At 65.7% G+C, this 25104-nt stretch carries 24 protein-coding genes and 1 pseudogene; 9 read left to right on the top strand and 16 right to left on the bottom strand.

Going from position 1 to position 25104, the window contains the following annotated elements; all coding sequences use genetic code 11:
• The first annotated feature begins 122 nt into the window (after nucleotides 1-122).
• Together G7Y50_RS04295 and G7Y50_RS04290 are read left to right on the top strand one after the other, a co-directional pair.
• Nucleotides 123-404 carry a chorismate mutase gene (locus G7Y50_RS04295; protein WP_165049665.1) on the top strand — a complete coding sequence of 94 codons (282 nt, stop codon included), beginning with the start codon at nucleotides 123-125 and terminating at the stop codon, nucleotides 402-404.
• Between the two features lie 27 nt (nucleotides 405-431).
• Complete coding sequence (locus tag G7Y50_RS04290; protein ID WP_165049653.1) at nucleotides 432-1460, top strand: 3-deoxy-7-phosphoheptulonate synthase; 1029 nt, start codon at nucleotides 432-434, stop codon at nucleotides 1458-1460.
• A 126-nt stretch (nucleotides 1461-1586) separates the two neighbouring features.
• On the opposite strand, the gene G7Y50_RS04285 is transcribed toward G7Y50_RS04290, so the two are convergent.
• On the bottom strand, nucleotides 1587-2537 hold the full coding sequence (locus G7Y50_RS04285; RefSeq protein WP_165049629.1) for an undecaprenyl-diphosphate phosphatase: 951 nt from the start codon (nucleotides 2535-2537) through the stop codon (nucleotides 1587-1589).
• A gap of 115 nt (nucleotides 2538-2652) precedes the next feature.
• Here G7Y50_RS04285 and G7Y50_RS04280 point away from each other — a divergent pair, with 115 nt between their 5' ends.
• Nucleotides 2653-3531 carry a TatD family hydrolase gene (locus G7Y50_RS04280; RefSeq protein ID WP_241156418.1) on the top strand — a complete coding sequence of 293 codons (879 nt, stop codon included), beginning with the start codon at nucleotides 2653-2655 and terminating at the stop codon, nucleotides 3529-3531.
• Between the two features lie 19 nt (nucleotides 3532-3550).
• Here the strand turns inward: G7Y50_RS04280 and G7Y50_RS04275 are convergent, their stop codons facing one another.
• The 14 genes from G7Y50_RS04275 to G7Y50_RS04210 form a co-directional block, all read right to left on the bottom strand.
• Nucleotides 3551-4411: a PHP domain-containing protein gene (locus G7Y50_RS04275; protein ID WP_241156417.1), complete on the bottom strand. Its 861-nt coding sequence runs from the start codon at nucleotides 4409-4411 to the stop codon at nucleotides 3551-3553.
• The gene (locus tag G7Y50_RS04270; RefSeq protein ID WP_165049612.1) at nucleotides 4408-5106 is read right to left on the bottom strand and encodes a phosphonate C-P lyase system protein PhnL; all 699 of its coding nucleotides are present in this window, start codon (nucleotides 5104-5106) and stop codon (nucleotides 4408-4410) included. The genes G7Y50_RS04275 and G7Y50_RS04270 overlap by 4 nt, the downstream gene beginning before the upstream one ends.
• Before the next feature lie 3 nt (nucleotides 5107-5109).
• Nucleotides 5110-6423 carry a phosphonate metabolism protein PhnM gene (gene phnM / locus G7Y50_RS04265; protein WP_165049585.1) on the bottom strand — a complete coding sequence of 438 codons (1314 nt, stop codon included), beginning with the start codon at nucleotides 6421-6423 and terminating at the stop codon, nucleotides 5110-5112.
• Between the two features lie 103 nt (nucleotides 6424-6526).
• On the bottom strand, nucleotides 6527-7399 hold the full coding sequence (locus G7Y50_RS04260; protein WP_241156416.1) for an ATP-binding cassette domain-containing protein: 873 nt from the start codon (nucleotides 7397-7399) through the stop codon (nucleotides 6527-6529).
• A 1-nt stretch (nucleotide 7400) separates the two neighbouring features.
• Nucleotides 7401-8363, bottom strand: a complete 963-nt coding sequence (locus G7Y50_RS04255) for an alpha-D-ribose 1-methylphosphonate 5-phosphate C-P-lyase PhnJ (protein ID WP_165049543.1) — start codon at nucleotides 8361-8363, stop codon at nucleotides 7401-7403.
• Nucleotides 8347-9657, bottom strand: a complete 1311-nt coding sequence (locus G7Y50_RS04250; protein ID WP_165049536.1) for a carbon-phosphorus lyase complex subunit PhnI — start codon at nucleotides 9655-9657, stop codon at nucleotides 8347-8349. Before G7Y50_RS04250 ends, G7Y50_RS04255 begins: the two co-directional genes overlap by 17 nt.
• On the bottom strand, nucleotides 9658-10359 hold the full coding sequence (locus G7Y50_RS04245; RefSeq protein WP_165049527.1) for a phosphonate C-P lyase system protein PhnH: 702 nt from the start codon (nucleotides 10357-10359) through the stop codon (nucleotides 9658-9660).
• The gene (phnG, locus tag G7Y50_RS04240; RefSeq protein WP_165049518.1) at nucleotides 10356-10808 is read right to left on the bottom strand and encodes a phosphonate C-P lyase system protein PhnG; all 453 of its coding nucleotides are present in this window, start codon (nucleotides 10806-10808) and stop codon (nucleotides 10356-10358) included. Before phnG ends, G7Y50_RS04245 begins: the two co-directional genes overlap by 4 nt.
• A 216-nt stretch (nucleotides 10809-11024) precedes the next feature.
• Nucleotides 11025-11954: an ABC transporter permease gene (locus tag G7Y50_RS04235; RefSeq protein WP_165049506.1), complete on the bottom strand. Its 930-nt coding sequence runs from the start codon at nucleotides 11952-11954 to the stop codon at nucleotides 11025-11027.
• On the bottom strand, nucleotides 11951-12790 hold the full coding sequence (locus G7Y50_RS04230) for an ABC transporter permease subunit (RefSeq protein WP_206214768.1): 840 nt from the start codon (nucleotides 12788-12790) through the stop codon (nucleotides 11951-11953). The genes G7Y50_RS04235 and G7Y50_RS04230 overlap by 4 nt, the downstream gene beginning before the upstream one ends.
• Nucleotide 12791: 1 nt before the next feature.
• Entirely contained in the window at nucleotides 12792-13724 is a 933-nt protein-coding gene (gene phnC, locus G7Y50_RS04225; protein ID WP_165049482.1) for a phosphonate ABC transporter ATP-binding protein, read from the bottom strand.
• A gap of 12 nt (nucleotides 13725-13736) precedes the next feature.
• Nucleotides 13737-14813, bottom strand: a complete 1077-nt coding sequence (locus G7Y50_RS04220; RefSeq protein ID WP_165049457.1) for a phosphate/phosphite/phosphonate ABC transporter substrate-binding protein — start codon at nucleotides 14811-14813, stop codon at nucleotides 13737-13739.
• Between the two features lie 505 nt (nucleotides 14814-15318).
• The gene (locus G7Y50_RS04215) at nucleotides 15319-16650 is read right to left on the bottom strand and encodes a HipA domain-containing protein (protein ID WP_165049450.1); all 1332 of its coding nucleotides are present in this window, start codon (nucleotides 16648-16650) and stop codon (nucleotides 15319-15321) included.
• Nucleotides 16647-16925 (bottom strand): helix-turn-helix transcriptional regulator, encoded by a 279-nt coding sequence (locus G7Y50_RS04210; RefSeq protein ID WP_206214765.1) that lies wholly within the window; start codon nucleotides 16923-16925, stop codon nucleotides 16647-16649. Before G7Y50_RS04210 ends, G7Y50_RS04215 begins: the two co-directional genes overlap by 4 nt.
• Before the next feature lie 332 nt (nucleotides 16926-17257).
• Here G7Y50_RS04210 and G7Y50_RS04205 point away from each other — a divergent pair, with 332 nt between their 5' ends.
• From G7Y50_RS04205 to G7Y50_RS04185, 5 genes and pseudogenes are all read left to right on the top strand, one after another.
• Nucleotides 17258-18472: an ATP/GTP-binding protein gene (locus tag G7Y50_RS04205; protein WP_165049439.1), complete on the top strand. Its 1215-nt coding sequence runs from the start codon at nucleotides 17258-17260 to the stop codon at nucleotides 18470-18472.
• 100 nt (nucleotides 18473-18572) lie between these two features.
• Complete coding sequence (locus G7Y50_RS04200; protein ID WP_165056946.1) at nucleotides 18573-19190, top strand: RloB family protein; 618 nt, start codon at nucleotides 18573-18575, stop codon at nucleotides 19188-19190.
• Between the two features lie 522 nt (nucleotides 19191-19712).
• A complete protein-coding gene (locus G7Y50_RS04195; protein WP_165049418.1) occupies nucleotides 19713-19964 on the top strand; it encodes a hypothetical protein in 252 nt (83 codons plus the stop codon).
• Nucleotides 19961-20629, top strand: a pseudogene (locus tag G7Y50_RS12240) (helix-turn-helix domain-containing protein); the annotation flags it as partial. The gene G7Y50_RS04195 and the pseudogene G7Y50_RS12240, both read left to right, overlap by 4 nt.
• A gap of 23 nt (nucleotides 20630-20652) precedes the next feature.
• Nucleotides 20653-21321, top strand: coding sequence for a transposase (locus G7Y50_RS04185; RefSeq protein ID WP_165049408.1), 669 nt, complete (start codon nucleotides 20653-20655; stop codon nucleotides 21319-21321).
• 281 nt (nucleotides 21322-21602) lie between these two features.
• Here the strand turns inward: G7Y50_RS04185 and G7Y50_RS04180 are convergent, their stop codons facing one another.
• Nucleotides 21603-22844 carry a nucleotide sugar dehydrogenase gene (locus G7Y50_RS04180; RefSeq protein WP_165049398.1) on the bottom strand — a complete coding sequence of 414 codons (1242 nt, stop codon included), beginning with the start codon at nucleotides 22842-22844 and terminating at the stop codon, nucleotides 21603-21605.
• Nucleotides 22845-23503: 659 nt separating this feature from the next.
• Between G7Y50_RS04180 and G7Y50_RS04175 the strand changes: the two genes are divergently transcribed.
• A complete protein-coding gene (locus G7Y50_RS04175) occupies nucleotides 23504-24670 on the top strand; it encodes an ISL3 family transposase (protein ID WP_255464119.1) in 1167 nt (388 codons plus the stop codon).
• Nucleotides 24671-25104 lie beyond the last annotated feature (434 nt).

Here is a 25104-nt window from a genome sequence, read left to right as displayed (position 1 = left end):
GGCGCGGCGAAGAAGTTCGCCGCCCCGCTCAAGCCTTTTGCTATCATGGCACCACACGAGTGGCCCTCGCCTGGCGGGGGCCGTTTCTCGTTACCGCTTGAACCTTAAGGAAGGAACCCGCCATGCCTGACATGAACCACGCACGCATGGAACTCGAGGCGCACCGCGCCGAGATCGACGCGATCGACCGGCAGCTGGTGGCGCTCATCAACGAACGCGCCGGCCACTCCCTGGCCATCCGCGAGCTCAAGCCGACCCTCGGCATGAAGCTCTACGACCCCGCGCGCGAGGGCGAGATCTTCGAGCGCATCAGCGCCTACAGCGAAGGCCCCCTGTACGACCAGGGGCTGCGCGAGATCTACGAGACGCTTCTGAAGGTTATGAAGGAGACGCCGAGCGCGTAGGCGCCCCGGCGAGGAAAGGCAACACCCATGGCAATGAACTTCAAGCGCCGCCTGCCCATCCCCAAGGACATCCGCGAGGAGATGCCTCTGTCGGCTGAGCTCACGGAGAAGAAGGAGCTCTTCGACGCGCAGGTGGCACGCGTGCTCTCAGGCGAGGACGCGCGCAAGCTGCTGGTGATCGGCCCGTGCTCGGCCGACCGCGAGGACTCCGTCCTCGCGTACATGACGCGCTTGGCGAAGCTCGCCGAGGAGGTCGACGACAAGATCATCATCATCCCGCGCGTGTACACCAACAAGCCGCGCACCAAAGGCACCGGCTACAAGGGCCTCCTCCACAACCCCGACCCCGAGGCGCCCTCTGACCTGCTCGAAGGCGTGAAGGCCATCCGCAGCATGCACCTGCACGTGATCGAGGAAACGGGGATGTTCACCGCCGACGAGATGCTCTACCCGGCGCACTACCAGTACCTGCTCGACCTGCTGTCCTACGTGGCCGTGGGCGCACGCTCGGTCGAGAACCAGGAGCACCGCCTGGTGGCCTCGGGCCTCTCGGTGCCGGCGGGCATGAAGAACCCCACCGCCGGCTCCACGTCGGTGATGCTGAACTCCATCTACGCGGCGCAGGCCCCGCAGGAGTTCATCTACCGCAACTGGGAGGTGTCCACGCCGGGCAACCCGTTCGCGCATGCGGTGCTGCGCGGCTACATCGGGCTCGATGGGCGCACGTACCCCAACTTCCACTACGAGCACCTCGAGCGTCTCACCGAGACGTACACGTCCGAGAAGTACCGCAACCCCGCCGTGATCGTGGACTGCAACCACGACAACTCGGGCAAGCGGCCGTTCGAGCAGTTCCGCATCTGCAAGGAGGTGCTCGACTCATGCCGCCGCAACGAGGCCATCCGCGGCCTGGTGAAGGGCTTCATGGTGGAGTCGTATTTGGAGGACGGCAACCAGCCCGTCGACGGCGGCGTGTTCGGCAAGTCGATCACCGACCCGTGCCTGGGCTGGAGCAAGACCGAGAGCCTGGTGAAGGAGCTCGCCGACCGCCTGTAGGGCGCGGCGCGCGGCACGGGCGCGCGACGGCGCAGACAGAAGGAGGGTCCGGGAACCTGCCGTTCCCGGACCCTCCTCGCGTTCGGGCCGAGACCTTGCGCGCGGCGCGCGGCGCGCGGGCGCGCCCTACAGGATGCTCGTCAGCTTGAGGCCGAAGTAGGCCAGCACCACCAGGCCCACGATGATGCGGTAGACGCCGAACGCCGTGAAGTCGTTGTTCTTGATGTAGCCCATGAGGAACTTGATGGAGAGCACCGACACCACGAACGCCGTCACGATGCCCGTCAGCAGGACCGCGATCTCGGTGGTGCTCATGACCAGGCCGCCGATCATGAACTTGAGCGCCTTCAGGCAGCCCCAGCCGAACATCACGGGGATGGCCAGAAAGAACGTGAACTCCGCCGCGGCCGTGCGCGAGCAGCCGCACAGCATGCCGCCGATGATGGTCGAGCCCGAGCGGCTCGTGCCCGGGATGATCGCGAGCATCTGGAAGCAGCCGATCTTGAGCGCCGTCTTCCAGTCGATCTCGTCGACAGTGCGCACCTTGAACAGCGCCGCCTCGACGTCCTCGGCCGCATCGGCGAGCTGGGCCGTGGCCTCGACGCGCGCGTGGCGACCGCGCGGGCGCTCGGTGCGCACAGAGGCGAGGTAGGCCTCCTCGCGGCGACGGTTGCGGCGCTCGAGCAGGATGAACACCACGCCGTACGCGATGAGCGCGATCGCCACCGTCCAAGCGTTGTAGAAGTACTCGTTGAAGAAGTCGTCGAGCGTGAGGCCGATGGCCGCGGCGGGGAGGCAGCCGATCACCACCATGCCCCACAGCCGCCACGTGCCCTTGCGCTCGGCGGGCGTCTTGCGCGTGGAGAACGGGTTGAGCTTGTGGAAGTACAGCACGAGCACCGCGCAGATGGCGCCGATCTGAATGACCACCAGGAACAGCTCGAGAAACTCAGGGCTCACCTGCAGCTTGACGAACTCGTCAACGAGGATCATGTGGCCCGTCGACGAGATGGGCAGCCATTCGGTAACGCCCTCGACGATGCCGATGAGCAGCGCCTTCAGAACTTCTACGATCATATCCACGGTGAAAAACCAGCTTTCGCGTCTTGAGGTAAACCCGAAGCATCGTATCATGGGAGAACGTCAGGCCCTGCAACCTCTAGCAAATGCACACGAACCGAAGGAGGCCCCGGTGAGCCCTGCGGACCCTACGAACCTTGCGGACCCTGCGAAGCGCCCCGTGCTCTACGACCTGCACTGCCACGTGGACTTCGCCGCAAGCCCCGAGGCGCTCGCGCGCGACGCGGCGGCGCTCGGCGTGCGCGCGCTCTCGTGCACCGTGACGCCTGAGGGCTACGTCGCCGCGCGCGAGCTGCTGGCGGAAGGTGCGGGCGTGCGCGTGGGGCTCGGGATGCACCCGTGGTGGGTGGCCGACGGGCGAGTTGACGCCGCGGCGGCCGCGCAGTTCGAGAAGCTCGCACCCCAGGCACGGTTCATCGGCGAGGTCGGGCTCGACTTCGCGGGCGAGCGCGGGCGGGAGGAATGCCGCGCGCGCCAGCATGCGGCGCTCGAGCGCGCGCTGGCGGCTTGCTGCGGGAAAGCGACTGGGGATGCGGCGGGGCAAGGCGGACGCGGCGGCGCAGGACGCGGAAAGCGCACGGCCGCCGCGAGCGCAACCCCCAAGGTGATCTCGCTGCACGCGGTGCGCGCAGCCGGCGACGTGCTCGACGCGCTCGAGCGCTCAGGCGCCCTCGGCCAGCACGCCTGCGTGCTCCACTGGTTCTCGGGAACCTCCGACGAGCTCACCCGCGCGATGCGCGCCGGCTGCCTCTTCTCGGTGGGGCCGCGCATGCTCGCCAGCAAGCGCGGGCGCGCCTACGCGCGCGCCATCCCCGAGGGGCGGCTGCTGCTGGAGACCGACTCCCCCGCCCGCGCAGGAGAGTCGTGGTCGGCCGAGGCGTGGCGCGCCCAGCTCGAGGAAGCGCTCCGCCTGCTCGCCGAGGCCCGCGGCGCCGACGAGCGCTCCCTCGCCGAGGCCCTCGCCGCCACCAGCGAGCGCCTGCTCGCCTGAGCAGGCGCGTCCCCGCCCGCTAGCGGGAAGGGGCGCGGCGAAGGGCGTAGTCCTCCGGGATCCTGAAGCCGAGGTGCGGCGTGCGGCCGAAGGAGCCGTGGTAGTCGGAGCCCGCCGTGAGCACGAGGCCGAACCTCTCGGCGAGGCGCTTGCAGCGGACGTGGTCGACGGGCGTGTGGTCGGGGTGATAGCACTCGATGCCGCCGAGGCCCGCCGCCGCCAGCTCGCTCGCCACCTCGTAGCTGTCGAGCTGGCCGGGGTGCGCCAGCACCGCCAGGCCGCCGTCGCGCACCACCGCGCGCACGGCGTCGCGCGCGTCGACGTAGCCTATCTCCAGGGCGCACAGGCCCTCGCCCTTGAACAGGCGCCGGTACAACTCCTGGTATTCCGCGGACGCATAGGGCGCGTCGGTCATCGCGGCCATGAGGTGCTGCTTGTACAGGCACGTCGACGCCTCGCCCAGCTCGAGCGCACGCGCCACGTCAATCGGCAGCCCCGCCTCCACGATGCGGTCAAGCTGCTCGAGCGTGGCGGCACGCCGCCGGTCGAGCAGGGGCGCGCACAGCTCCTCCACGGCCGGCGAGCCCTCCGCGAGGCCCAGCCCCAGCACGTGCACCTTGCGCCCGCGCCTCTCGTCCCACGCGCTTATCTCCACGCCTCCCACCACGCGCACGCCCGCCTGCTCGCCGAGCGCGCACGCCCGGCCGAGGCCCCGCGTGGTATCGTGGTTGGTGAAGGCGATCATGCCGATGCCGCGCTCGCGCGCCTGCTCGATCACCTCCGCGAAGGTGTCCGACCCGTCCGAGGCCGTGGTGTGCACGTGCAGGTCAACCGACCCCGCACGGCCTTCCGTCATCTCTAAGAGCTCTTCTGCGCTCACGCCATCATCCCTTCCTGCATGTTGAACTCATGGTCGCACAGCCCCTCCATGAACTCAAGGTCGTGGAAGATTCCCACCATGGTGGTTCCCTCGCCCTTCAGCTGCTCGATCAGCGCGCGCACCTTGAGCTTGGAGGCGTTGTCCAGAGACGCCGTCGGCTCGTCGAGCAGGAGCAGCCGCGGACGCTTTATCATGGCGCAGGCTATGTTGAGCCTGAGCTTCTCGCCGCCCGAGAACGTGCGCGGGTAGATGCCCCAGAGCTCCTCGCCGAGGCCGAAGTGGCGAAGCATGCGCTCGGTCTCGCGGCGCGCGGGGCCCTCCCCTGAGGCGCCGTGTGCGTCGAGCGCGCTGCGCAGCACGATGTCGAAGGCGGTCTGGCGCGGCAACGCGCTCAGGAACTGGGACACGTAGCCGAGCTCGTAGCGACGCAGGTAGACCACCTGGCGCTGCGTCGCGGTCATGAGGTCGAGCATGCCGAAGCGCGCGGAGTCGTACAGGATGCGCCCCTCCTCGGGCACGTTCGTCCGCCAGATGCAGCGCAGGATGGTCGACTTGCCCGAGCCGCTCTTCCCCGTGATGCCCACGAACTCGCCTTCCTCGACGGAGAAGCTGACGTCGCGGCAGCCCTGGATGCGGCGGTTCGCGTGATGCAGGGTGAAGGACTTCGAGAGGCCCTCGATGCTCAGAAGCGCCATGGCCTAGACCGCCTTCGCCTTAAGGGAGCCCGCTGCCGAACGCGCATGCGCCTCGCGCGTGTCGCGCCCGTAGCCGCTCGGCTGGTCGGGGTAGTGCGAGCGGTACACCGAGTGCCCGCCCACGAAGGCGCGCGTCACCACGGGCATGGTGCGGCCCGCCGCGCCGCACGCGATCTCGCGCACCACCAGCACGTCGGCGCGCTTGCCCGCCTCGATCGAGCCCAGCTCCGCGCCGATCCCCGCCGCCTGCGCGGGGTTGGCCGTCACCAGCGCGAACGCCGCGGCGATGTCCATCCCGCACGCGTCGCGCAGCACGAACACCGCGTCGAGCAGCGCCGCCGGGTAGTAGTCGCTGCACAAGACGTCGATGCCGCCGGCGCCGATGGCCTCGCGCGCCGAGAGGTTGCCCGAGTGGCTGCGCCCCATGAGCACGTTGGGAGCGCCGGCGAGCGTGCGCATGCCGAGCGCGCGGGCGGCGAGGGCCACCTCGAGCGTGATGGGGAACTCGGAGATCCGCGCGCCGGCGCCGCTCATGGCCTCCACCTTCCCCACGCTGTCGTCGTCGTGCGACGCCACCGAGATGCCGCGCGCACGCGCGAGCCGCGCAAGGTCCACGACCTGCGCGGCGGTGAGCTTGCGCGCCTGCTGCTGGCGCGCGACGATGCCCCGCACCTCCTCGTCGGTCGCCTCGCGGTACCCCCTGATGGTGTCCGCGAAAACCGCGAGGTCGGCGTATTGCCCCTGTCCGGGCGTGTGGTCCATGAACGACAGCAGGTCGACCTTGCCCGCGCCCACGTACGCGGTGATCTCGTCGAGCAGGCGCACCGCGTCGAGCTCGACGCGCAGATGGAGGCGGTGGCGGATCAGGTGGTCGCACTCCTCGCCCGCCCGCATGGCCGCGACCTGATCGACCAGCGCGCTCACGTTGCTGAAGCTGCGGATGGGCTTGTGATCGAAGATGGTCTCGCCGTACACCGACAGCGAGTGGTAGATGGTGGTGATGCCGTGGCTGACCAGCTCGCGGTCGGCCTTGTACAGCGACGAGGCCAGATCCATGATGACGCTCGGGCGCGGCGAGGCGACGTTCTCCACGTAGTCGGAATGGATGTCCACGAGGCCGGGGGCGACGAGGGCCCCGCGCGCGTCGATCACGGGAAGCGCGCCGCACGTCGCGTCCGGCTGCAGGTCGCGCTCTGCGGACGCGGTGGGGACGACGGCCTCGATGCGCCCGTCGCGCACGACCACGTCATGGCCCTTGAGCACGCGATCGGGACACACCACGTCCCCGCCTCGGATGATGCACGAGTTGACGTCCATGTGCTTGCTCTCCTTCTTTCTCCTTCTTCTGAAGGCCAGCCCGTCTCCGTCTGGCCGGCGTGGTTCGCGGGGGGAGGCCCGCGGGCCGCCTTTGCGCGGGGCGCTACAAAAGCGAGCTCACGAGCTTCTGGGTGTAGGGATGCTGCGGGTCCTCCAGGATCTGGTCAGTCAGGCCCTGCTCGACCACGCGCCCGGACAGCATCACCAGCGTGCGGTCGGCGAGCATCCGGATGACCCCGAGGTCATGGCTCACCACCAGCATGCTCACGTTGGAGCTGCGCCGGATGTCCAGGATCAGGTCGAGCACGGCGGCCTGGACCGACAGGTCGAGCCCGGTGGTGACCTCGTCGAGCAGCAGGATGGGCGGGTTGGCGGAGAGCGCCTTGGCTATCTGCACGCGCTGCTGCATGCCGCCCGAGAACACGCGCGGCGGGCACGTCGCGCGCGCGAGGGGGATGCTCACGCGCTCGAGCAGGCCCTCGCCGCGGGCGCGCATGACGCCCACGTTGCGCTCGCCCGAGGCGATCATGGCCTCGGCGATGTTGGACAGCGACGAGAAGCCCATGCGCAGCCCCAGGTGGGGGTTCTGGTACACCATGCCGAACACCTGGTTGCGCACCGCGCGCTTGCGCTGCGGGGAGAGGTCGAGCAGGTTGCGCTCACCGCCGTCGAAGGGGCGCGCCCGCACGTCGCCGCCGGTGGCCTGCTCGTCGAAGTAGACGCAGCGCATGAGGCTCGACTTGCCGCTTCCCGACTCTCCCACGATGCCCACGATCTCGCCGGGATACACCTCCAGGCTCGCCGCGCGCACGGCGTGCACCGTGCCGCAGGCGGGGCACACGTTGCCTTCGAACGCGGGCGCCTCGCGCAGGCAGGCGGGACACCCCCGCCCGAAGCGCAGGGAGAGGTCCCTGACCTCAAGCTGCGGGGCGTCCTCCCCGCCCGCCGCGACGCACGCAGTCAACGCCTCAGCCACGTCAGACCACCTCCCTCGCGCCGGCCTCTTCGCCAGGCTCCTCGCCGGGCGCATCCTCGGGCGCTGAGTCGAGCGCCGCGTCAGGTGCCGGGCCGAGCGCCGCACCGTCGGGCGCGGCATCGCCCTCCCGCTGCTGCGCGCGACGTGCCGCGCAGAAGGCCGTGTCGTTGCATTGGTAGCGCACTTCTCCGGTGGCCTCGTCCTCCAGCTCGTCGAAGAACACGCCCTCCGCGCCGCACAGCGCGCAACGCACGCCCTCGAAGCGCTCGCGGACGAACGGGTAGTCCTCGAAGTCGAGCGGGCGCACGCTGGTGTGGGGCGGCACGGCGTAGATCTTCTTCTCGCGCCCGGCGCCGAAGAGCGTGAGGTTCTCGGCCTGGTCGAGCTTCAGGTTGTCGAAGCGCGGGATGGGCGAGGGCGCCATCACGTAGCGCCCGTTCACCATCACGGGGTGGTCGGCGCCGGTCACCGTGGTGTCGTACGCCACGATCTGGTCGAACAGCTCGAGCCACGCGCCCGTGTAGTCAGCCTCGGCGTGCAGGACGCGTGTGGCCGCCTCGCTCGGCTCGAAGCTGCGCAAAGGCTCGGGCGTGGGGACCTGCAGCACGAGGATCTGCTTGGAGGTGAGGGGCTGCTCGGGGATGCGGTGGCGCGACTGGATGAGCGTAGCGCGCGCGGTGTCGTCGGTCACGTCCACGTCGGTGGTGTCGCACACGAGCTTCTTGATGTTGACGGCGTTCACCGAGTCGTCGGCTCCCTGGTCGATCACCTTGAGCACGTCGTCCCTCCCGATGAGCGACAGCGTGATCTGCAGCCCGCCGGTCCCCCACCCGCGCCCGATGGGCATCTCGCGCGAGGCGAAGGGGACCTGGTACCCCGGGATGCACACGCCCTTGAGCACGGCGCGGCGGATCTCGCGCTTCGACGCCTCGTCAAAGAACGCGAAGTTATAGCGTTGCTGCATCGGCGACTCCTTCGACGTCTTCCTGATGGGGCAGGTCAGGCGAATGGGGTTCGGCGGGCGGGCTCGATTCGCCATGCGCGCTTGATCCGGCGGGCGAATGGAGCTCGGCGGGCGGGCTGGGCTCGGCACCCGGCGCGCGCGTCGAGCGCACGCTCGAGAGCTTCGACTGGAAGGTGACGTAGTGGGGCAGCTTGAGGTGCGAGATGAAGCCCGACGCCTCGACGCCGTCGACGTGGTAGAGCACGAACTCCTCGTCTTGGGTGGGATAGCGCGCGTCGCCGATCTCGAGGCAGCGGTCGAGCACGCTCATGGCTATCGCCTTCGACTCGCAGCGCCCGAACACCATGCCGTAGCCCACCTCGAAGGCAAGCCCCGCGTCCGCGCCTTCGCCCTCGTCGCGCGCGTCCGCCATGAACAGGCTCTCCACCTCCGTCGCGCTGACGGTGCCCGCGTAGTACGCGTCGGCGAGCTCGCCGGTGCCCAGCGGGCGGTCGATGACCACCTCGAGGAGGCCGCTCCGCAGCTCCCCCACCGTGGGATGCGCGGGGCCGAACCCGCGGATGGCCGCGTACCCCAGGGCCTCGACCGCCTGCGTCATGCCGCGCGCGAGCGTCTGCAGGCGCATCGAGCGCGAGGCGGGTATCACGAGCGGGGTCATGGTGGCGTCGTCGGGCGGCGCAGCTGCCCCCGCAGGTGCCGCAGGCGCCACGAGTCCCTGGTCGCGCAGGTAGTCGAGCGCGCGTGGCAGGCGTCCGCAGGAGGACAGGGGGTCGCGCCCCTCCTCCTCGGCATCGCGAAGGGCCTCGTCGGATGCGCGCAGCGCCTGGAGCTCAGCAGCGGCGAAGTGGGCGGACAGCGCGCGGGCCTGCTCGGCGCGCGTGGCGGCGTCCTCGCTGGCGAGGTCGAAGTTGACGAGGCGGTGGCTGTAGTCGCGCGTGGCGCCGAGCACCTGCCCGCCCGGCACGTCCTTGAACGCCGCCGATATGCGCCGCCGCACGTACATGCCGGCGGTGTCGATCACGCGCGACACATACGGGCGCTCGAGCGTCGAGCGGAAGGCGCGCAGCAGGAACACCGCCTCGTCAGGCGAGCCCTGCGCCTGCTTGAGCGCGAGCGCGGCCAGGCGCGGCGCGAAGAGCGACGCCTCGCCCATGACCTGGTCGACCAGGTCGGGAAGCGTCGAGGCGATGGCCGCCGCGCTCGCGTCGGCGGCGCTGGACAGGCGCTCGGCCTCCAGCAGCCGCAGGCTCTCCTCGATGGCGCGGCCGCCGCCGCGCACCGCAACGTAGCCCATCTACGCCGCCTTCCCGTCAGCGAGCGCGAGCGCGCTCGTGCGCGGCACCATCACGGCGAATCCGTCGCGGTCGACCAGGAGCACGTCGATCCCGCAGGGGAACTCGTCGGCACGCTCGGCGCGCGCCAGGGCCCAGTCGACGCGGTCGACAACGAAGCGGTTAGCCCCGTCCACGCCCGGCCCGCGCACCTCCACGCGGCAGAGGTCGGCCGGCGGCTTGGAGCTGCGCGCGCCCGCAAGCGCGCTTCGCCGCACGAGGGACTGCCCGAAGGACCGCACGTACTCGCAGTCCACGATCACGCTCGCCCCGCGCTCGGGAGCCAGGAGGTCCCCCGCGCGGGCGCCGAGGACGGCGCGGCGCGCCACGTTTGAGCAGGCGCGGCTCGTCACCACGAGGAAGTCCGCGTCGGGCGCGTCGCACGGGCGGGCGTGCGTCTCGCCGGCGATGAAGGACGTCGCCTCCGCATACGCGGCGTCGACCACGCAGAACGTCGTCGCCTGGTCGACGAGCAGGCTCACCGCCTCGAACAGCGCCTCGCCGAGCATGGCGGGCGCCGCGGCGCGCGCCTGCGGGCGCGCATCCACCTCCAACCGCACGACCGTCCCCGGATACGCGCACGCGTCGAGCACGCGGCGGAAGTTGCGCTGGTGCCGGTGCAGCGCCTCCTCCCTCAGGGAGGCCCACGAAGGCTCGCCCGTCATAGCTCCGCCTCCATCATCGAGAAGTCCACGCGCGTGGAGCACACGCGCGCCTGCTCGCGCGCGCGGCGGCGCGCGATGCCGCGCTCGGCCTCGCGCAGGCGCGCCTCCCACGTGCGGGAAAGCCCCTCGCCCATGCCGCCCGAGAAGGCGGCGTCGATCACGGCCAGGTTCTGCGCGAAGTGCCGGTCGGACCCCAGCACCATGCCCAGCCCCGTGCAGGCGCCCACCGACACGCGGCACGTGGTCATGAGGGCCTCGCCCAGGAAGAACTCGCACCCCTGGGCGGTCTCGCGCACGCGCACCATGACCAGCTCCTCGCGCGGCTCGTCGAGCACCGACACGTCGATCCCCGCCCGCCGCGCCTCGTTCTCCACGAAGAGTGCCATCTCGGCGGCGAGCTCACCGCCCTCCTCTACCAAGGCGCGCGTGCGCCGGTAGCGATTCAACATCTGCCGTTCCTTTCCTGCAACTTGCTTCGCCGCGCGTGAGCGCCCTGCCATGCGCCGGCGCTCCACAGCACGCTCACGCTCCGCGTCCACGCGCTCGCGCTCCGCGCCCGCAGGCTCGCACCCGCACGCTCGCGCGCAGCACGCCCGCACGTCGCACCCGCACGCTCGCACGCTCCGCGCCCACGCGCTCGCGCGCAGCACACCCGCACGCCCACGTCAGCGCGTGGTGGTGAGGCGCGCCCGCAGGCGCGTGGCCGCCACCTCGAGCACCACGGCCACGGCGAGGCACAGATACGAGATCAGCCCCACCTCGTGGATGTCGTAGTAGAAGCCGCCGGCCAGGAAGAGCTGGTAGCCGATGCCGCCCGCGCCCGCCACGGCGCCGACCGCCACGGCGTTCACGAAGTTGATCTCGAGGCGCAGAAACGTCCACGACAGCATCTCGCTGGCCTTCTCGGGCACCACGCCGCGCATGACCACCTGCCACCACGACGCGCCCGCCGCGCGCAGAGCCTCGAGGACCCCGGGGTCGACCTCCTCGAAGCTCTCCGAGTACGCCTTCACCAGGTAGGCCACGCTGTGGAACAGAAGCCCCGTGACCGCCGCCTCGGGCCCCAGCCCGATGGCCACCGAGAACACGAGCACCCACAAGATGGTGGGCACCGCGCGCGCCACCGACATCAGCGCCTTGATGACGTTGCTCACCGCGCGGCTCGACAGGTTCGACGAGGCCAGAAGCCCTAAGACGAACGCTATCACGGCGCCGATGAGCGTGGTGAGCAAGGCGAGCGCAAGCGACACGAACAGGCCCTCCACCACGTCGACCAGCGTGAAGTGGCCCGAGAGCCCCGGGGTGAGCATCATGGCGGCGAAGTCCTCCAGCGCCTCGATGCACGCCGCGGGAAACGTCGCCTTGCCGAAGTCCATGGTGGCGAGCGCGAACGCGGTCACCGCGGCCAGCAGCGCCACCACCGCCATGAGCGCCACGTTCTCGCGGCTCGCCACGTGCACCTTGACGCTCCCCGAGCGGCCGAGGCGCGCGCCCGGGCACGCGCCCTCCGCAGCCGCAGCCGCTGCCGCCGGCCCAGCCTCCTGACACACCGCCTGCACACTCGCCGGCGTTCGATTCAAGCCGCGCCCGCTCACAGCATCCGCCTCCTCACGAAGTTCGACGTCATCTCACAGGCGATCACCACGATGATGACCGTCAGTATCACCAGCCCCGCGACGTCGTAGCGGAAGCTCTTGTAGTACACGTCGAACACGAACCCGATGCCCGTGCCCGTGAGGATGCCCACGAGCGTGGCGTCGCGGATGTTGGTCTCGATCATGTAGAGCACCCAGCTGATGACCTGCGTGATGGTGAGCGGGATCACCGCCTGGGCGATGATCTGGGGATACGAGGCCCCTACGGCGCGCAGCGCCTCAACCGGCCCGCTCGCCGCCTCGTCAACCGTCTCGAGGAAGCAGCGCACGAGGTAGCCGAAGCTGGTGAACAGAAGTGCGAGGAACCCCGTGAACTCGCTCTGCTTGAACGAGAAGAGCAGCACGAACGTCCACGCCACCACGGGGATGTTGCGGAAGAGCGAGGCGATGCCGCGCGCCAGCAGCGGCAGCGGGCCACCGAGGCCCACCGAGCGTGAGCCCATGACGGCGAGCGCGAAGGCGAGCACCGCCGCCACGCAGCTCGCCGCGACCGACACGAGCATGGTGGACCCGAGGGCCGGCAGGATCACGCCGAGCTTCTCGAGCGAAGCCGCCGACGGGGCGAACTCCACGATCAGCCACGCGACGCCCGCGGGCACCTGGACGAGCGTGTCGATGAAGCTGTAGTCCACATACGCGGCGCAGACGGCGTTGAGCGCGAGGAACGCCGCCACGGCGGCCGCGAGGAAGAGCAGGCGCTTGCGGAAGAACGCCGCGGCCTGCGCCTCGGCGCTCCCCTTCGCACCCGCCCCCGCGGCGCTTACGAGGGCCGCCACGTCACACCACCTCGCTCGCGGCGAGGGATGCGGGGCGGACGGGCAGGACGGCAGGGCGCCCGCCTTCCGCCCCTTCGCGCCCTTCTGCCTCCGCCGTTCCCGCCGCGGGCCCTGCGGCTTCCGCATACTCTTCCGCCGCTGCAAGCTCTTCCGCCTCCGCAAGCTGCTGCGCGGAGTCGTGATTGCCGTCGTAGATGGCCTTGACGGTCGCGTCGTCAAGCTCAGAGGGCACGCCGTCGAACACCTTGCGCCCGCCCGAGAGCGCGATGATGCGGTCGGAGTACTCGAGCGCGAAGTCGACCTGGTGGAGGTTCACCAAACAGGCGATGCCCAGCTCATCGGCCGCCCACCGCAGGCGGTCCATCACCGTGCGCGAAGACTTGGGGTCGAGGCTCGCGATGGGCTCGTCGGCCAGCATGAGCAGCGGGTCCTGCACGAGCGAGCGCGCGATGCCCACGCGCTGCTTCTGCCCGCCCGAGAGCGAGTCGGCGCGCGCGTAGGCGAAGTCGCTCAGGCCCACCTGCTCAAGCGCCTGGAACGCGCGGTGCTTCTCCTCCTCGGTGAAGATGCCAAGCGACCCGGCCAGGGCCGACTTGTAGCCAAGCCGGCCCTGCAGCACGTTCTCCACGGCCGTGGAGCGCCCCACCAGGTTGTAGTGCTGGAACACCATGGCGATGCGGCGGCGCAGGGCGCGCAGCTCCCGCCTGCTCGCGGTGCACACCTCGCGCCCGTCGAACTCCACCACGCCGGAGGTGGGGACCACCAGCCGGTTCACGCAGCGCAGAAACGTCGACTTGCCGGCGCCCGACGAGCCGATGATGCTCACGAACTCGCCGCGCCGCAGGCTGAACGTCACGTCATCGAGCGCGCGCGACCAGCCGTCGTAGCTCTTCGTGAGGTGGCTCACCGCCAGAAGGGGGCTTTCCTCCTGCATGCTCCCGCTCCCCTAGTTGCCGCTCAGCTTGCGGATGGGGTCATACCACGCGTCGTTGGTGCGCACGAAGCACTTCTTCTCCGAGTCCTTCTCGAAGATGCCCTTCGCGTTCTCGTCGTCGGGGTTGACGAAGATGCGCTCGTCGTTCGCCACGGCGTCCGAGCAGAAGTAGTCGATGATCTTGTTGCGGTCCTCGTCCGAGATGACGCCCTCGTTGAAGCAGAACGGCGCGTTGAGCACGGGCGTCGAGGCGATGATGGTGAAGCGCTTGCCGCGCACGGCGTCGAAGGGGGCCTCGGCGTCGGCCTTCACCTCGTACACCGAGCCGGGCATGTTGGCCTCGCCCGACACCAGGTTGAGGAACATGTCCACGTCAACGTCGTCGAAGGCGGCCACCTCGGCGTCGCCCGAGAGCAGGTTCACCGCCGAGCCCTGGTGCGAGTTGCCGAAGAGCACCTCGGAGAAGAACCCGCCGGCTTCGAGCAGCACGTCGGAGCTCTCGAGGCCGAACTCGTTCACGATGGCGGAGGAGGGGACCTTGAAGCCCGAGGTGGAGGTGGCGGTCACGAACGAGAACGACTTGCCCTTGATGTTCTGGATCGAGTAGCCCGAGCCGTCCTTGTACTGGTCGGCGTTCTCCTCGAGCACGCTGATGCGGCTGTAGTAGCAGGCGCCCTCGAGCCCGCCTTCCTCGTCGGAGTCGGTGAACGCAGCCTGCACCTGGGGGTTCTTCTTGTTCGCCTGCACGTAGCCCTCGGCGCCGAGCAGCGCCATGTGCGCCTTGCCCGTGGCGAGCGACTCGATGGCGACGTTGTAGTCGGTGGTGGTGAGCAGCTCGGCCTTCCTGCCGCACGCGGCGGTGATGGCGCTGCCGATGGCCTCGCGCGAGGCGGTGAGGTCGCTGGCGGAGTTGTCAGGCAGCCACACCATGGTGATGGGCTCGCTGCTTGCGCCGCCCTGCGCCGAAGAGCTGCTCGAACCTTCCGAGCTCCCCGACGAGCACCCGACGAATCCCCAGGTGAGTCCCATGAGAGCCAGAGCTGCCGTGCCTTTGACGAAGTGACGGCGGTCGATCGGTTGCGCTTCCATTCTTCACTTTCCTTCCTCGTCCCGCCTTGCGGGAGCGGGCCAGATGGCTTGTTGCGCCAGGCAAGCGGGAGCGGGAGGGGGACTCCGCTTGCGCCGGCATGGTGCCATGGTAGAAGCGCCGTGTTTGAGGAAGGTCAAGAGCGCGCAAGGAAAGCGGACGAAGTTGGAAAAGATTCAGTCAAAGCCCAGGAAGGGGGTGCGAGCGCCGGCCGGGGCCCGCCCGAAGGACCCGAAGCCGCGCCGCTGGGACCCGGACGCGGGGCCCTTGCCCGCGTCGTTGGGACCCCACCCGTGGGGCGCCCTTTATCATCCTTTATCTTCGTTATCTTTCTTTATCATTCGCAAGCCCATCATGGTGCGCAGATGAGAATCAGAGGGAGTGAATCATGCACTACGTTAAAACCTAGCCGATCCTCTTGGAAAGGGCACCGACATGAAGAGCGCCTGCGCGTTCGAGATTCGGCAGACGAGGCCGAATCACCGTGTCATGCCGTTCTCATCGGCATCAGCAAGACATGATCCCGAAACGGGCGATGTCGACGGGCTTGAAGTGGATGCCGTCGACGCGGATGTTGCGCTGCGTCGCATCGCAAAGGGCACGCAGGCGACAGATGAGCAAGCTTGCGAGGGCGTCAGAGCCGGGTTGTCGGGCAAGCTCATCGGCGGCGGGCTCCAGGTTGTCCTTGATCAACTCGGCCAGCTCGTCGGCGCGGTCTGCGAGCTGGCCCGAATCCAAGCCGTTCGCCTGCGCGAACCTCTCGAGAGATGACTTCCGCAGCCAGCCGACGCGGTTCTCGCCGCCGATCGCCATGGCGAGCCGGTACGTCTTCCCCTTCCCCATGTACGGCGCGGCGCTCGCCAGGTCATACAGGGGGGCGAGCAGGTACTCGCTCCTCCTGGGATGGAGCACCGAGTAGTTCTTCGCGTGGGCGTCGGTCGACGCGGTGAGGCAGTTGAACAGGAGCGCGTCGACGAAGCGGCTCGCGCTGCCTCCCTCGGCGCGGCGAAGCAGCCCCATGACCTCGGGAGCGGAAGGCCCGCCGTCCGCGGCGTACTTCTTGGCCGAGACCGTCCCGGTCGCCTGGCAGAGGTCTTCCTGGTGTATGCGCGTCACCAGGCCCGACGTCGGCGCGGTGAAGCGGTCGTAGCGCTGCACGACGATGGCGCTGATCTCGTCGAACGGCTCGACGCGCACCGACGCCGTCGGCAAGCCGCAGCGCTTCGCGAGCTCCATGGTGAGGCACTCCACGAACGCTTGCCCCTCAAGCCCCCAGGCGCCCGGCTTCACGATGACGTTCGACGCGCTTGACCCCAGGCACTCGTACCACTGCCCGTCAAACTCCCGCAAGGCTATCTTGGTCTGCATGCCGCCGAGGGACCAGTGCTCGTCGCTGCGCGCCCAGGTGCGCGCCCGCTGGGCGTCCTCGTCCTCCATGATCCTTCGAAGGCGCGCGGCGATCTCGGTTCTCGAGAGCCGCACGTACCCCTGGCCCCGGTTGAGCAGGGAGCCGACATCGTCAGACGCCACCACCTGCACGGCGCCCGGCAGATCGGCGCCGTAGTTGGCGAGAAGGGGGAACACCCCCGTGCTCGTTCCGGCCTCGGCGGCCATGCCCTGGCGCACCCGCCGATCGTCGGGCAGCAGGTTGTCAAACCAGGCGTACACCGATTTGCCCGCATATTCGCCAGAGGAGAACGGCATGCGGACGGACAGGTCGGGTCCCGCGTACGACTGATCGTATTGGAAGGTGAGAGCCCCATCTTCTGCCATGCGCAGCTCGCCGGCATGGGCTTGCGCGACGAACACGTCCAGGCGCCGGCGCGCCCGGGCGGTCATCGGGCGTCTCCGTAGAGGGAGTCGAGGTAGGTGTCCATGTCGAACTCGTCCTCGGTCGCGCGCGGGGCGACGCCGCGCTCAATCGAGAGGTCCCAGTTGGTCGCGTTGAGGACGCGCAGGATGGTTCCGAGGGAGACGCTGTCGGCGCCGCCGGCCTCGATGCGGGCGATGGTGGGGCGGCTCACGCGCGCCTCCTGGGCCAGCGCGGACTGGGTGAGCCCGAGCTCCCGCCGCCCGAGGCGGACCCGCTCTGCGATGTCGCTGCTGTAGATCACATGACCTCCAATGAATCAGATTTGATTCATTTTAGCAAAACTGACGAGTATTGCTAGGAAGACGATGGGAATCATGAATCAAATTTAAAACAATGTTGGGTGTTCTAGATTTCATGTGGTTCAGTCTTCATTTCCGGCCTTTCCCAAGCTGTGCGCGGCTTTCCCATGAGGTTTCGCATGTACGCCGAATCCTTCTGGATTAAGCGTGTGCGGCATTCCGCTGTTTCTTCGGTTTCTTCTCACGTTGAAAAAACAACAAGTTGCTATTGTAAAGTCAAATATGGTAGTATTTCTACTATATTAATTCATATAAGGTGTAAGGGGAAATTGAAATGCTAGTGAGCTTCACTTTCGAGAACTTTAAGTGCTATCGCGACGAGGCTGAACTGAGCATGGAAGCCGCCGGCATCGCGGAGCATTCCGACACGCTACTCGAGGGGCTCGGCGGGCGGCACCTACTGCCCGTCGCCGTCCTGTACGGCCCCAACGGCGGTGGCAAGTCGAGCGCGCTGCAGGCCTTCGAGTGCCTGTGCCGCTCGGTCGCGTGGCCGTGGCTACTCATGCGGATGAAGGGCGGGCGGGCGGCCCCCATAGAGTGCCGGCCCTACGCCTTCGACGCCGAGTCCGCAGCCTCGCCGACAACGTTCCGCGCCGTGTTCGAGGCGGCCGGCTACACGTACCGCTACGTCCTGTCGGTCAACCGCGGTAAGGTCGAGGAGGAGTACCTGCATCGCCGCAAGCCCGGCAAGGGCTCAACGGCTACCCTGTTCGAGCGATCAGACGGCAAGATCGAGCTGGGCTCGTCTCTTCGGCGCAAGGGCGTGAGCACGAAGGTGGACACCATGATGCCCTTGCTGTCGTTCCTCGCGATCAACTACGACTTAGAACCCGTCGACACGGCCTTCGCCTGGTTCCTTGGCTGCAAGTTCCTGGACTACTCGCAGCCAAACCTGGAAGATTATATGTACGGGGTCGACGACAAGGACCTGCAGCGGCGGGTCGTTCGCATGCTCAACGGCATGGACATCGACATCACCGGCATACGCTATCAGCGCGACGGCGAGGACAGACTGGAAGGCGTCTACCTCACCCACGAGGCCGGGGGCGACACCGAGCTCGAACTCGCGGAGGAGTCGAACGGCACCAAGAAACTCCTGGGGTTGGCACCGCGCATGCTAGACGCACTCGCGAGCGGGTCGCTGGTCGTCTCCGACGAGATGGACGCAAAACTGCACCCGAAGCTCCTGCGCTACGTCATCCGACTGTTCACGGACCCTGCCACAAATCCCAACAGGGCCCAGCTCGTGTTTACGTCGCATGACATGTCGACGCTCAACAGCGCGACGTTCCGCCGCGACGAGATCTGGTTCGCTGCCAAGGGCGACAGCGGTGCATCGGAACTCTACTCGCTGGCCGATATCGTGGACGTCGAGGGCAAGCGCATACGTACGCAGAACGCCTATGACAGGCAGTACCTGGCCGGCCAATACGGCGCTGACCCGTACCTGCGCAGCATGCTCGAGTGGGGTGCGGGCGATGAGCAATAAGCCGCCGAAGCACAGCGAGGTCAAGAGAGCAAGGGAATCGGCAGCGACCCGGATGAAGAGGAGCTGGCCGGGACCGAGGGACAAGGCGCGTAAGGTCGCCTTGCGCCCCGAGCACCACCTGATCGTGACCGAGGGAACCAAGACCGAACCGTTGTACTTCGAGGAGATCCGCCAACGCGTGAACGCCGAGCACCGCGGAGACTGGGTCACCGTCGACGTCAGGGGCGTCGGCATGAACACGCTCTCGCTGCTCGCCCACGCGCAGGCGCTTGCCAAGTCGAGCGCGCGGGGGTACACGCATGTGTGGGTCGTCTACGATCGGGACAGCTTCGCCGCGGAAAACTTCAACGCCGTCGCAGCGGCATGCGAGGCTGAGGACGCCGGCGGCGCGCGCTTCCACGCGATATGGTCTAATGAGTGCTTCGAGCTATGGTACCTGCTACACTTCGAGTACCTGCAGGCGGACCTCAGCCGATGCATGTACGGCCCCAAGCTCGACGCGCACCTCGCCAAGATGGGCGCGGGACCCTACCACAAGAGCACACCTGGGATGTTCGCGTTGCTCGAACCGCGCCTCGACGTGGCGCTTGCGAACGCCCGCAAACTTGAAGATCGCAATGCCGGGAAGACGCCTGAGGCGTCGCGCCCTGGCACCATGGTCCACAAGCTCATTGAGCACTTGCGTCCGTTCATGGGCAAGGGGGGCGGCGTTGCGTAGCGGTCTGGAGATAGTCGAGTCACTGAGGGTCGAAACTTCTGTGAATACGCAATCCACAGGACCTGAAAAGCCACCGAAGAAAGAGGATGAGCCGGCCACAAGCACAGCTCCTGCTCGGCCGCTGTTTGCAAGATCGCCGCGCCGGCGCCCGAGAGCGTCACGCCGAGGTAGGTCTCGTCGGCCTTTCCGAATCTGGTGCTGCTTTGCCAATTTCTGCCTCCATTTTGGGCCTAGCAACACAACTTTCCACCAGAGTCGTGTTGCTCACCTTATCTGAACTGGGGTATTGCGATCTCATGCCGCTGCTTTCATGATCGTCTTCGGCTTCCGATCAAATCTATCGACGACGATTTCCGATAGCGCGGATCCAAGAGCGTATCGGAAGCAAAAGAGCAGAGGGTGCAAGGCGGCGGAAACGCCTCGCACCCCCATTGCGGCATCTGCGTCATCGGAGGATTGGAGCGGCTCCGTGAACAGCAGAGAAGCCAACAAGAAAAAAGGCTGGCGTATGCGCAGGGACTTATGCCTAACGCATACGCAAGCGTGCGCGCAAAGCCCGACGGCAGCGCGCTTTGCGCGCACGAGGTAGAACTTGCGGCTCTTGAGAAGATCGAGCGGGGCGAGCACAGCGCGTGGGACGCGCTGTGCGCCGAGGCGCTCGCGGAGAAGTGCTTCTCGCGCGGGTGCGCCTTCGACGACGGCGCCGTCGACGACTGCCCGGGGTGGTGCGCCGCCGCTATCTCGGGCTTCGTGGGCTGGGTGATGGCCTCATGAGCAGGATGCATCCTGAAGACGTCGGGCTGCCAAACGCCGTGCGCGTGGACAAGGCGGGCATCAACGCCGGCTTTTCCGATCTCCGCGTCATAGTCGACGACCCCGATCCCGCATGTCCCCGGTGCGGGCGCGCCATGACAGGGCATGGCAGCTTCTCCAAGCGCATGGCGCACGTCGTTGGCGAGACGCCCTGCACGTTGACCGTGAAGGTTCGCAGGCACAGGTGCAGAAGATGCGGGGCAACGCACAGCGCGGACGTCCCCTTCGCCTCCGTCGCAAGCCCTGCCATAACTGACGCTCTTGAGGCACGCGTCATCGATCTTCTGAGAAGGCGGCAGACCATGGCCGAGGTCGCCCGAGCCTGCGGCATCTCGCACGACACCGTGCGCCTTGCCATAAGCAGCATGCACATCGGAAAGCCAAGGCTCCCTAAAATCCTGCTCATGGACGAGATCCATTCCAAAAGCTACCGGGAGGTCGACACGGGAAAGCAGGCGTGTGTGTTCTGGGCCTGCGCCTACGACGGCGCCACGGGGCATCCGACAGACGTCATGGAAGGCAGAGGCGAAGATGACATGGACAGGTGGTACGGGCAGTTCGGTCTTGACGAGCGCAAACGCGTCTCCTTCTTCTGCTCGGACATGCACGACGCCTACCTGGACGCGGCGAGGAGGTGGTGCAGGAGCGCATGCACAGGCGTCGACCGGTTCCACGTCGCAAAGACAGGCGTCGTCTGCAGAAGGGCGCGGGCAACAGCGCCGACATCAAGAGGCGCCACAAAAAGCTCGCGGTCAACCGCGCAAAAAGAAGGCGCGAGCACGGATACGCGCCGTGGATCGAGGCCGAGAGGAAGACGATCTGCGACGTGCTCGCGATATGCGACTCCAAGCACTCCTTTTTGCGGCAGGCCCACCTCGTGCTCCAGCCCTGCTGCATATGGCAAGATCATAGCTGGAACGACAGACAAGAATGCGAGAAGGCGCTCGACAACCGGGTCAGCAAGGCGAGCGGGCTCGAGGTTTCCGAGATGCGACGCTTCGCCAAGACCGTGTCCAGACGCAAGCAGTACCTGGCGACCGCGACGATAAGCCGCATCAACACCGCGCGCGCGGAGTCGACCAACGACAAGATCAAGGAGCTCAAGCGCAAGAGCCGCGGGTTCGGCACCTTTGAAGAGACAAGGCGCCGTTTGCTTCTGGCCTTCGGCGCACCTGACGCCGTCGAGAGCGCCACCGCCTGCGAGAGAAGAAAGAAGGCCCAGGCCGCCGCTGCCGCCAAGCGCAAGAAGAAGCGCCAGGGGCCGCACATGACGCACCGGTCTGCGCCCAGGGGCCCGCCCGGACCCAAGGTCGCATAACGTCGTTGTCTCAGTTGCAAAGCTGCGTCTCATAGCTTGTTTTTGAAACCCTTGAATCCAAGGGCATCTGATAGTGCGGCCTAAAACCTACCACGTTTCTTCTGAATCTGGTGTTGCCGACTTAATTCTCATACATAACGCCTGATCAAGTTAATGTTTTGGCCTTATCGGCAACACGATTTTCAGAAAGGCCCATTAGATTTGACTATTCTTACCACGCGAATTAAGCCGATTATCGGAAAGGCCGGATTTAGGGCGGCTCCTCGCGAAAAAGGCTGCACCTAGTCCCTCCGGAACAAATCGCGCGTGTACACCTTTTCCGCCACGTCGGTAAGCTCGGGGTTCCAGCGGTTGGCCACGATGAGGTCACAGCACTCCTTGAAGCCCTCGAGGTCGTGAGTAACCTCGCTCCCGAAGAAGTCCGGCGCATCAAGCGTAGGTTCGTAGACGACCATCGGGATCCCCTTGGCCTTGATCCTCTTCATAACACCTTGAACAGACGAAGCCCTGAAATTGTCGGAGCCGGTCTTCATAGTAAGACGGTAAATACCCACCACCGGTCTCTCAACGCCCTGATAGACGAGCCTCCAGGTACGATCTATCACCTCCTCGGCAACAAAGTCCTTGCGGATGCGGTTGGCATCCACGATGGCCTGAACCATACACTGGGGAACATTCTTAAAGTTAGCGAGCAGCTGCTTAGTGTCCTTAGGTAGGCAGTATCCGCCGTAGCCGAAGGAAGGGTTGTTATAGTGGCTCCCTATGCGCGGATCCAGCCCCACTCCCTCGATAATCTGAGCGGCGTTCAGACCCCTCACAGCCGCGTAGGTGTCGAGTTCGTTAAAGTAGGCAACACGAAGGGCCAGATAGGTGTTGGCAAAGAGCTTGACGGCCTCGGCCTCGGTGGCCCGCATCACAAGCGTAGGGATGGAACCCTCGGGCTCCTCGGCCCCTTGCATGAGCAGCCCGGCGAACACATGCGCCGCCTCCTCGAGTTCACTTGCGAATCGCGACTCCGAGGGCACGCCCACGATGATGCGCGAGGGGTGCAGATTGTCATACAAGGCGTGCCCCTCGCGCAGGAACTCGGGCGAGAACAGAAACCTACCCTGCGGATAGCGCTCCACCAGAAGCTTTGTGTATCCCACCGGTACGGTGGACTTCACCACCATGACGGCCGACGGGTTCACCTCCAACACCAGCTCAACCACCTGTTCCACGTAGGAGGTGTCGAAGAAGTTCCTCTCTGAGTCGTAGTTCGTAGGCGTGGCGATGACCACCAACTCCGCCCTCGCGTAGGCCGCCGCACCATCGAGCGTAGGGCACAGATCGAGCTTCCGCTCGCTCCGCTTTGCTTCTGCTAGGAACCGCTCAATCTCGGCGTCGCGTATAGGAGACTTCCACCGTGACAGCATCTCCACCTTTTCGGCCGCCACGTCTACGGCCTCAACCTGGTTATGTTGCGCCAGCAATATAGCCAATGACAAGCCTACGTATCCTGTTCCGGCAACTGCTATCTTCACTCAATCACTACTCCTTATCACACGTTACACCCGCTCTATTGCCTGAATAGACGTACACAACAATGAAATATGCCAAATAGACAGCCGCATACGCAGCCGAAATAACAGACAGGAATGAAGACGCCGAAACCGAACAAGTGAGGCTGATTGCATAAATAATGGGCAGCAGAAACCGCGAAACTGCGGCTCTCCCTAAAAAGTTGGGGGATTTCTCTGCTTCGGGGCATTTGCGCCGCCTCCCCTACGTTTCTCCGCTGTTTCGCAACAATCTTCCAATCTCCCAATGAAGTTGGGTGGCTCGTGGCGTCAAAACACAGGGCCTTGCTCCTATCTACAGACCTATGATCATCTCGTCCGGCGCGCGAGGAGAAACTGTTCGCTGCGAGCGCGGGTGTGCCCGCGCGTTGGAAAGACAAGGTACAAGGGAAGAACGCACCTCCCCTTGTACCCCTATGGCAACCCGTGTCCGTAGCAGTTAGGAGCAATACCATGAGCAACGGGATGACACCTGTGGAAGTGAACGCCTGGCGGCGAGCACTCGCAGATAGATCATTTGCAGATGAGCTAACAGTTGCTGATCTGGTCGAACTATGGGATGAGCACACGCTCATATAAAGGGCCACCGCTGGCGCAAGGTATGATATGCGCCGGCGCACCGTGTGCCGCTCATGCTGATGATTGAAGTTACGCGCATGATCTGCCCCAAGTGCAAAAAGACCTGGAGCGAGAGTCATAAGATGATAGGAGGTGCTTCTATCCATATGTCTGTCGACGTACAGGATCTGATCTTGATGGACCTCATGGACAAGAAGTCCGTGAAGGCAACAAGTGAGAAGAATGGTCCGAGCACCTACATGGTAAACAAAGTACTCGACCGGGCTATTCTCGATGCTCACTACCTGCCAGAAACGCTTTGCATAGACGAGTTCAAGGCAAACACCAATGAGGGCAAAATGGCCGTGGCAATAGCTGATGGGGATACAGGCTTTCTGGTTGAGATACTGCCGCATCTCACCACGAAGTGCATAGGGCATTTCTTCGAAGGGTTCGATCAAAAGGAACGCGCCTCTGTGCGCTACTTCTGTAGCGACATGAGCGCTATGTTCATACGTGCCCAAAAGACCTGGTTTCCTGACGCTACGCTTTGTATCGACCGCTTCCATGTGGTAAAGCTCGCGACCGAGGCCTTCAACAGCGTGCGCAGGCACGTCCAGAACGACGAGTCGCTGCCCAAACCCCTGCGCAGGGAGATGCGCAAAGCCTGGAAGCTTTTCTTGACGCGCCCAGAAGAGCTTGAGCGCATCGACTTTGAATACGCTGAGAAACTCGCCGACAACCGTGCCGCTTTGATGTCCACGCTCGACCTTACCGAAGAAGAGATTGCGGAGCTTTCCTTCATGAAGCCCCGTGAGGCACGTGTTGCCAAGGTTGAACGCCTGCTGGAGGCTGACCCCGACCTTAAGTGTGCATACAAACTCATGCACCTGTTCCGCAACTGGTCTGACATGACATGGTGTGCTGAGAAGCGTGACTCTCTTTCCAATTGGATTAGCCTTGCAATAAGAAGCGGAATACCTGAGATGAGGCGAGCTGCCAAGAGCATCAAGCGCAACCGTGAAGGCGTCCTTAACGGATATAAGTTCAACAAGACCAATGCTACAGCTGAAGGACTCAACAACTCCATCAAGGTCTTGAAACGCACAAGCTATGGGTTCAAGACATTCGAGCGCATGCGGAGACGTTGTCTTTTGTCTTTGGGCTACATGAAAATCATCAAGCGCGGCATCAAGATCAACGGCGTCAAGTTCGAAGACCCGAGGGGCTAGCGAACCGCCTTTGATCTGGAGGTGATGCCCTTGATTAATGCCGCGCCGCCGCGCAAGAAGACGGTGATGTCCTTGGCCTATCTGTGCCCGTAGGGCGCTAAAAACCGAACCTGCAAAAATCAACCCCATAAAGGGCATAGTTCGTTGTACCCAAAATCGGGTTTGAACAGGGGTTATAGTTGTCAAAGATACGTTCAATCTAGAGTGTTTTGCCTGATGGCGAGTTGATTATTGCGATTTTCTACCCAACTTGTTGATCAGAACCGAAACTGCCTTGTAATATAACCGCCTAGCAACTATGCTTTATGGCTCTCTCTAAAAAGTTGGGGGATTTCTCTGTTTTGGGGCATTTATGCTGCCTCCCCCACGTTTCTTTGTTGATTTGCAAAAATCTTCCAATCTCTCAATAAAGTTGGGTAGCACGTGACGTCAAA

The sequence above is a fragment of the Adlercreutzia sp. ZJ176 genome (assembly GCF_011038975.1).
Taxonomy (GTDB): domain Bacteria; phylum Actinomycetota; class Coriobacteriia; order Coriobacteriales; family Eggerthellaceae; genus CAAEEV01.
This window is presented reverse-complemented; position numbering and strand designations above follow the sequence as displayed.

Excerpts from the sequence above, each read along its gene's own strand:
- G7Y50_RS04295 (WP_165049665.1), top strand. The coding sequence starts at position 123 with ATGCCTGACATGAACCACGCACGCATGGAACTCGAGGCGCACCGCGCC.
- G7Y50_RS04290 (WP_165049653.1), top strand. The coding sequence starts at position 432 with ATGGCAATGAACTTCAAGCGCCGCCTGCCCATCCCCAAGGACATCCGC.
- G7Y50_RS04285 (WP_165049629.1), bottom strand. The coding sequence starts at position 2,537 with ATGATCGTAGAAGTTCTGAAGGCGCTGCTCATCGGCATCGTCGAGGGC.
- G7Y50_RS04270 (WP_165049612.1), bottom strand. The coding sequence starts at position 5,106 with ATGGCGCTTCTGAGCATCGAGGGCCTCTCGAAGTCCTTCACCCTGCAT.
- phnM (WP_165049585.1), bottom strand. The coding sequence starts at position 6,423 with ATGGACGTCAACTCGTGCATCATCCGAGGCGGGGACGTGGTGTGTCCC.
- G7Y50_RS04255 (WP_165049543.1), bottom strand. The coding sequence starts at position 8,363 with ATGCAGCAACGCTATAACTTCGCGTTCTTTGACGAGGCGTCGAAGCGC.
- G7Y50_RS04250 (WP_165049536.1), bottom strand. The coding sequence starts at position 9,657 with ATGGGCTACGTTGCGGTGCGCGGCGGCGGCCGCGCCATCGAGGAGAGC.
- G7Y50_RS04245 (WP_165049527.1), bottom strand. The coding sequence starts at position 10,359 with ATGACGGGCGAGCCTTCGTGGGCCTCCCTGAGGGAGGAGGCGCTGCAC.
- phnG (WP_165049518.1), bottom strand. The coding sequence starts at position 10,808 with ATGTTGAATCGCTACCGGCGCACGCGCGCCTTGGTAGAGGAGGGCGGT.
- phnC (WP_165049482.1), bottom strand. The coding sequence starts at position 13,724 with ATGCAGGAGGAAAGCCCCCTTCTGGCGGTGAGCCACCTCACGAAGAGC.
- G7Y50_RS04220 (WP_165049457.1), bottom strand. The coding sequence starts at position 14,813 with ATGGAAGCGCAACCGATCGACCGCCGTCACTTCGTCAAAGGCACGGCA.
- G7Y50_RS04215 (WP_165049450.1), bottom strand. The coding sequence starts at position 16,650 with ATGACCGCCCGGGCGCGCCGGCGCCTGGACGTGTTCGTCGCGCAAGCC.
- G7Y50_RS04205 (WP_165049439.1), top strand. The coding sequence starts at position 17,258 with ATGCTAGTGAGCTTCACTTTCGAGAACTTTAAGTGCTATCGCGACGAG.
- G7Y50_RS04195 (WP_165049418.1), top strand. The coding sequence starts at position 19,713 with ATGCCTAACGCATACGCAAGCGTGCGCGCAAAGCCCGACGGCAGCGCG.
- G7Y50_RS04185 (WP_165049408.1), top strand. The coding sequence starts at position 20,653 with ATGCACAGGCGTCGACCGGTTCCACGTCGCAAAGACAGGCGTCGTCTG.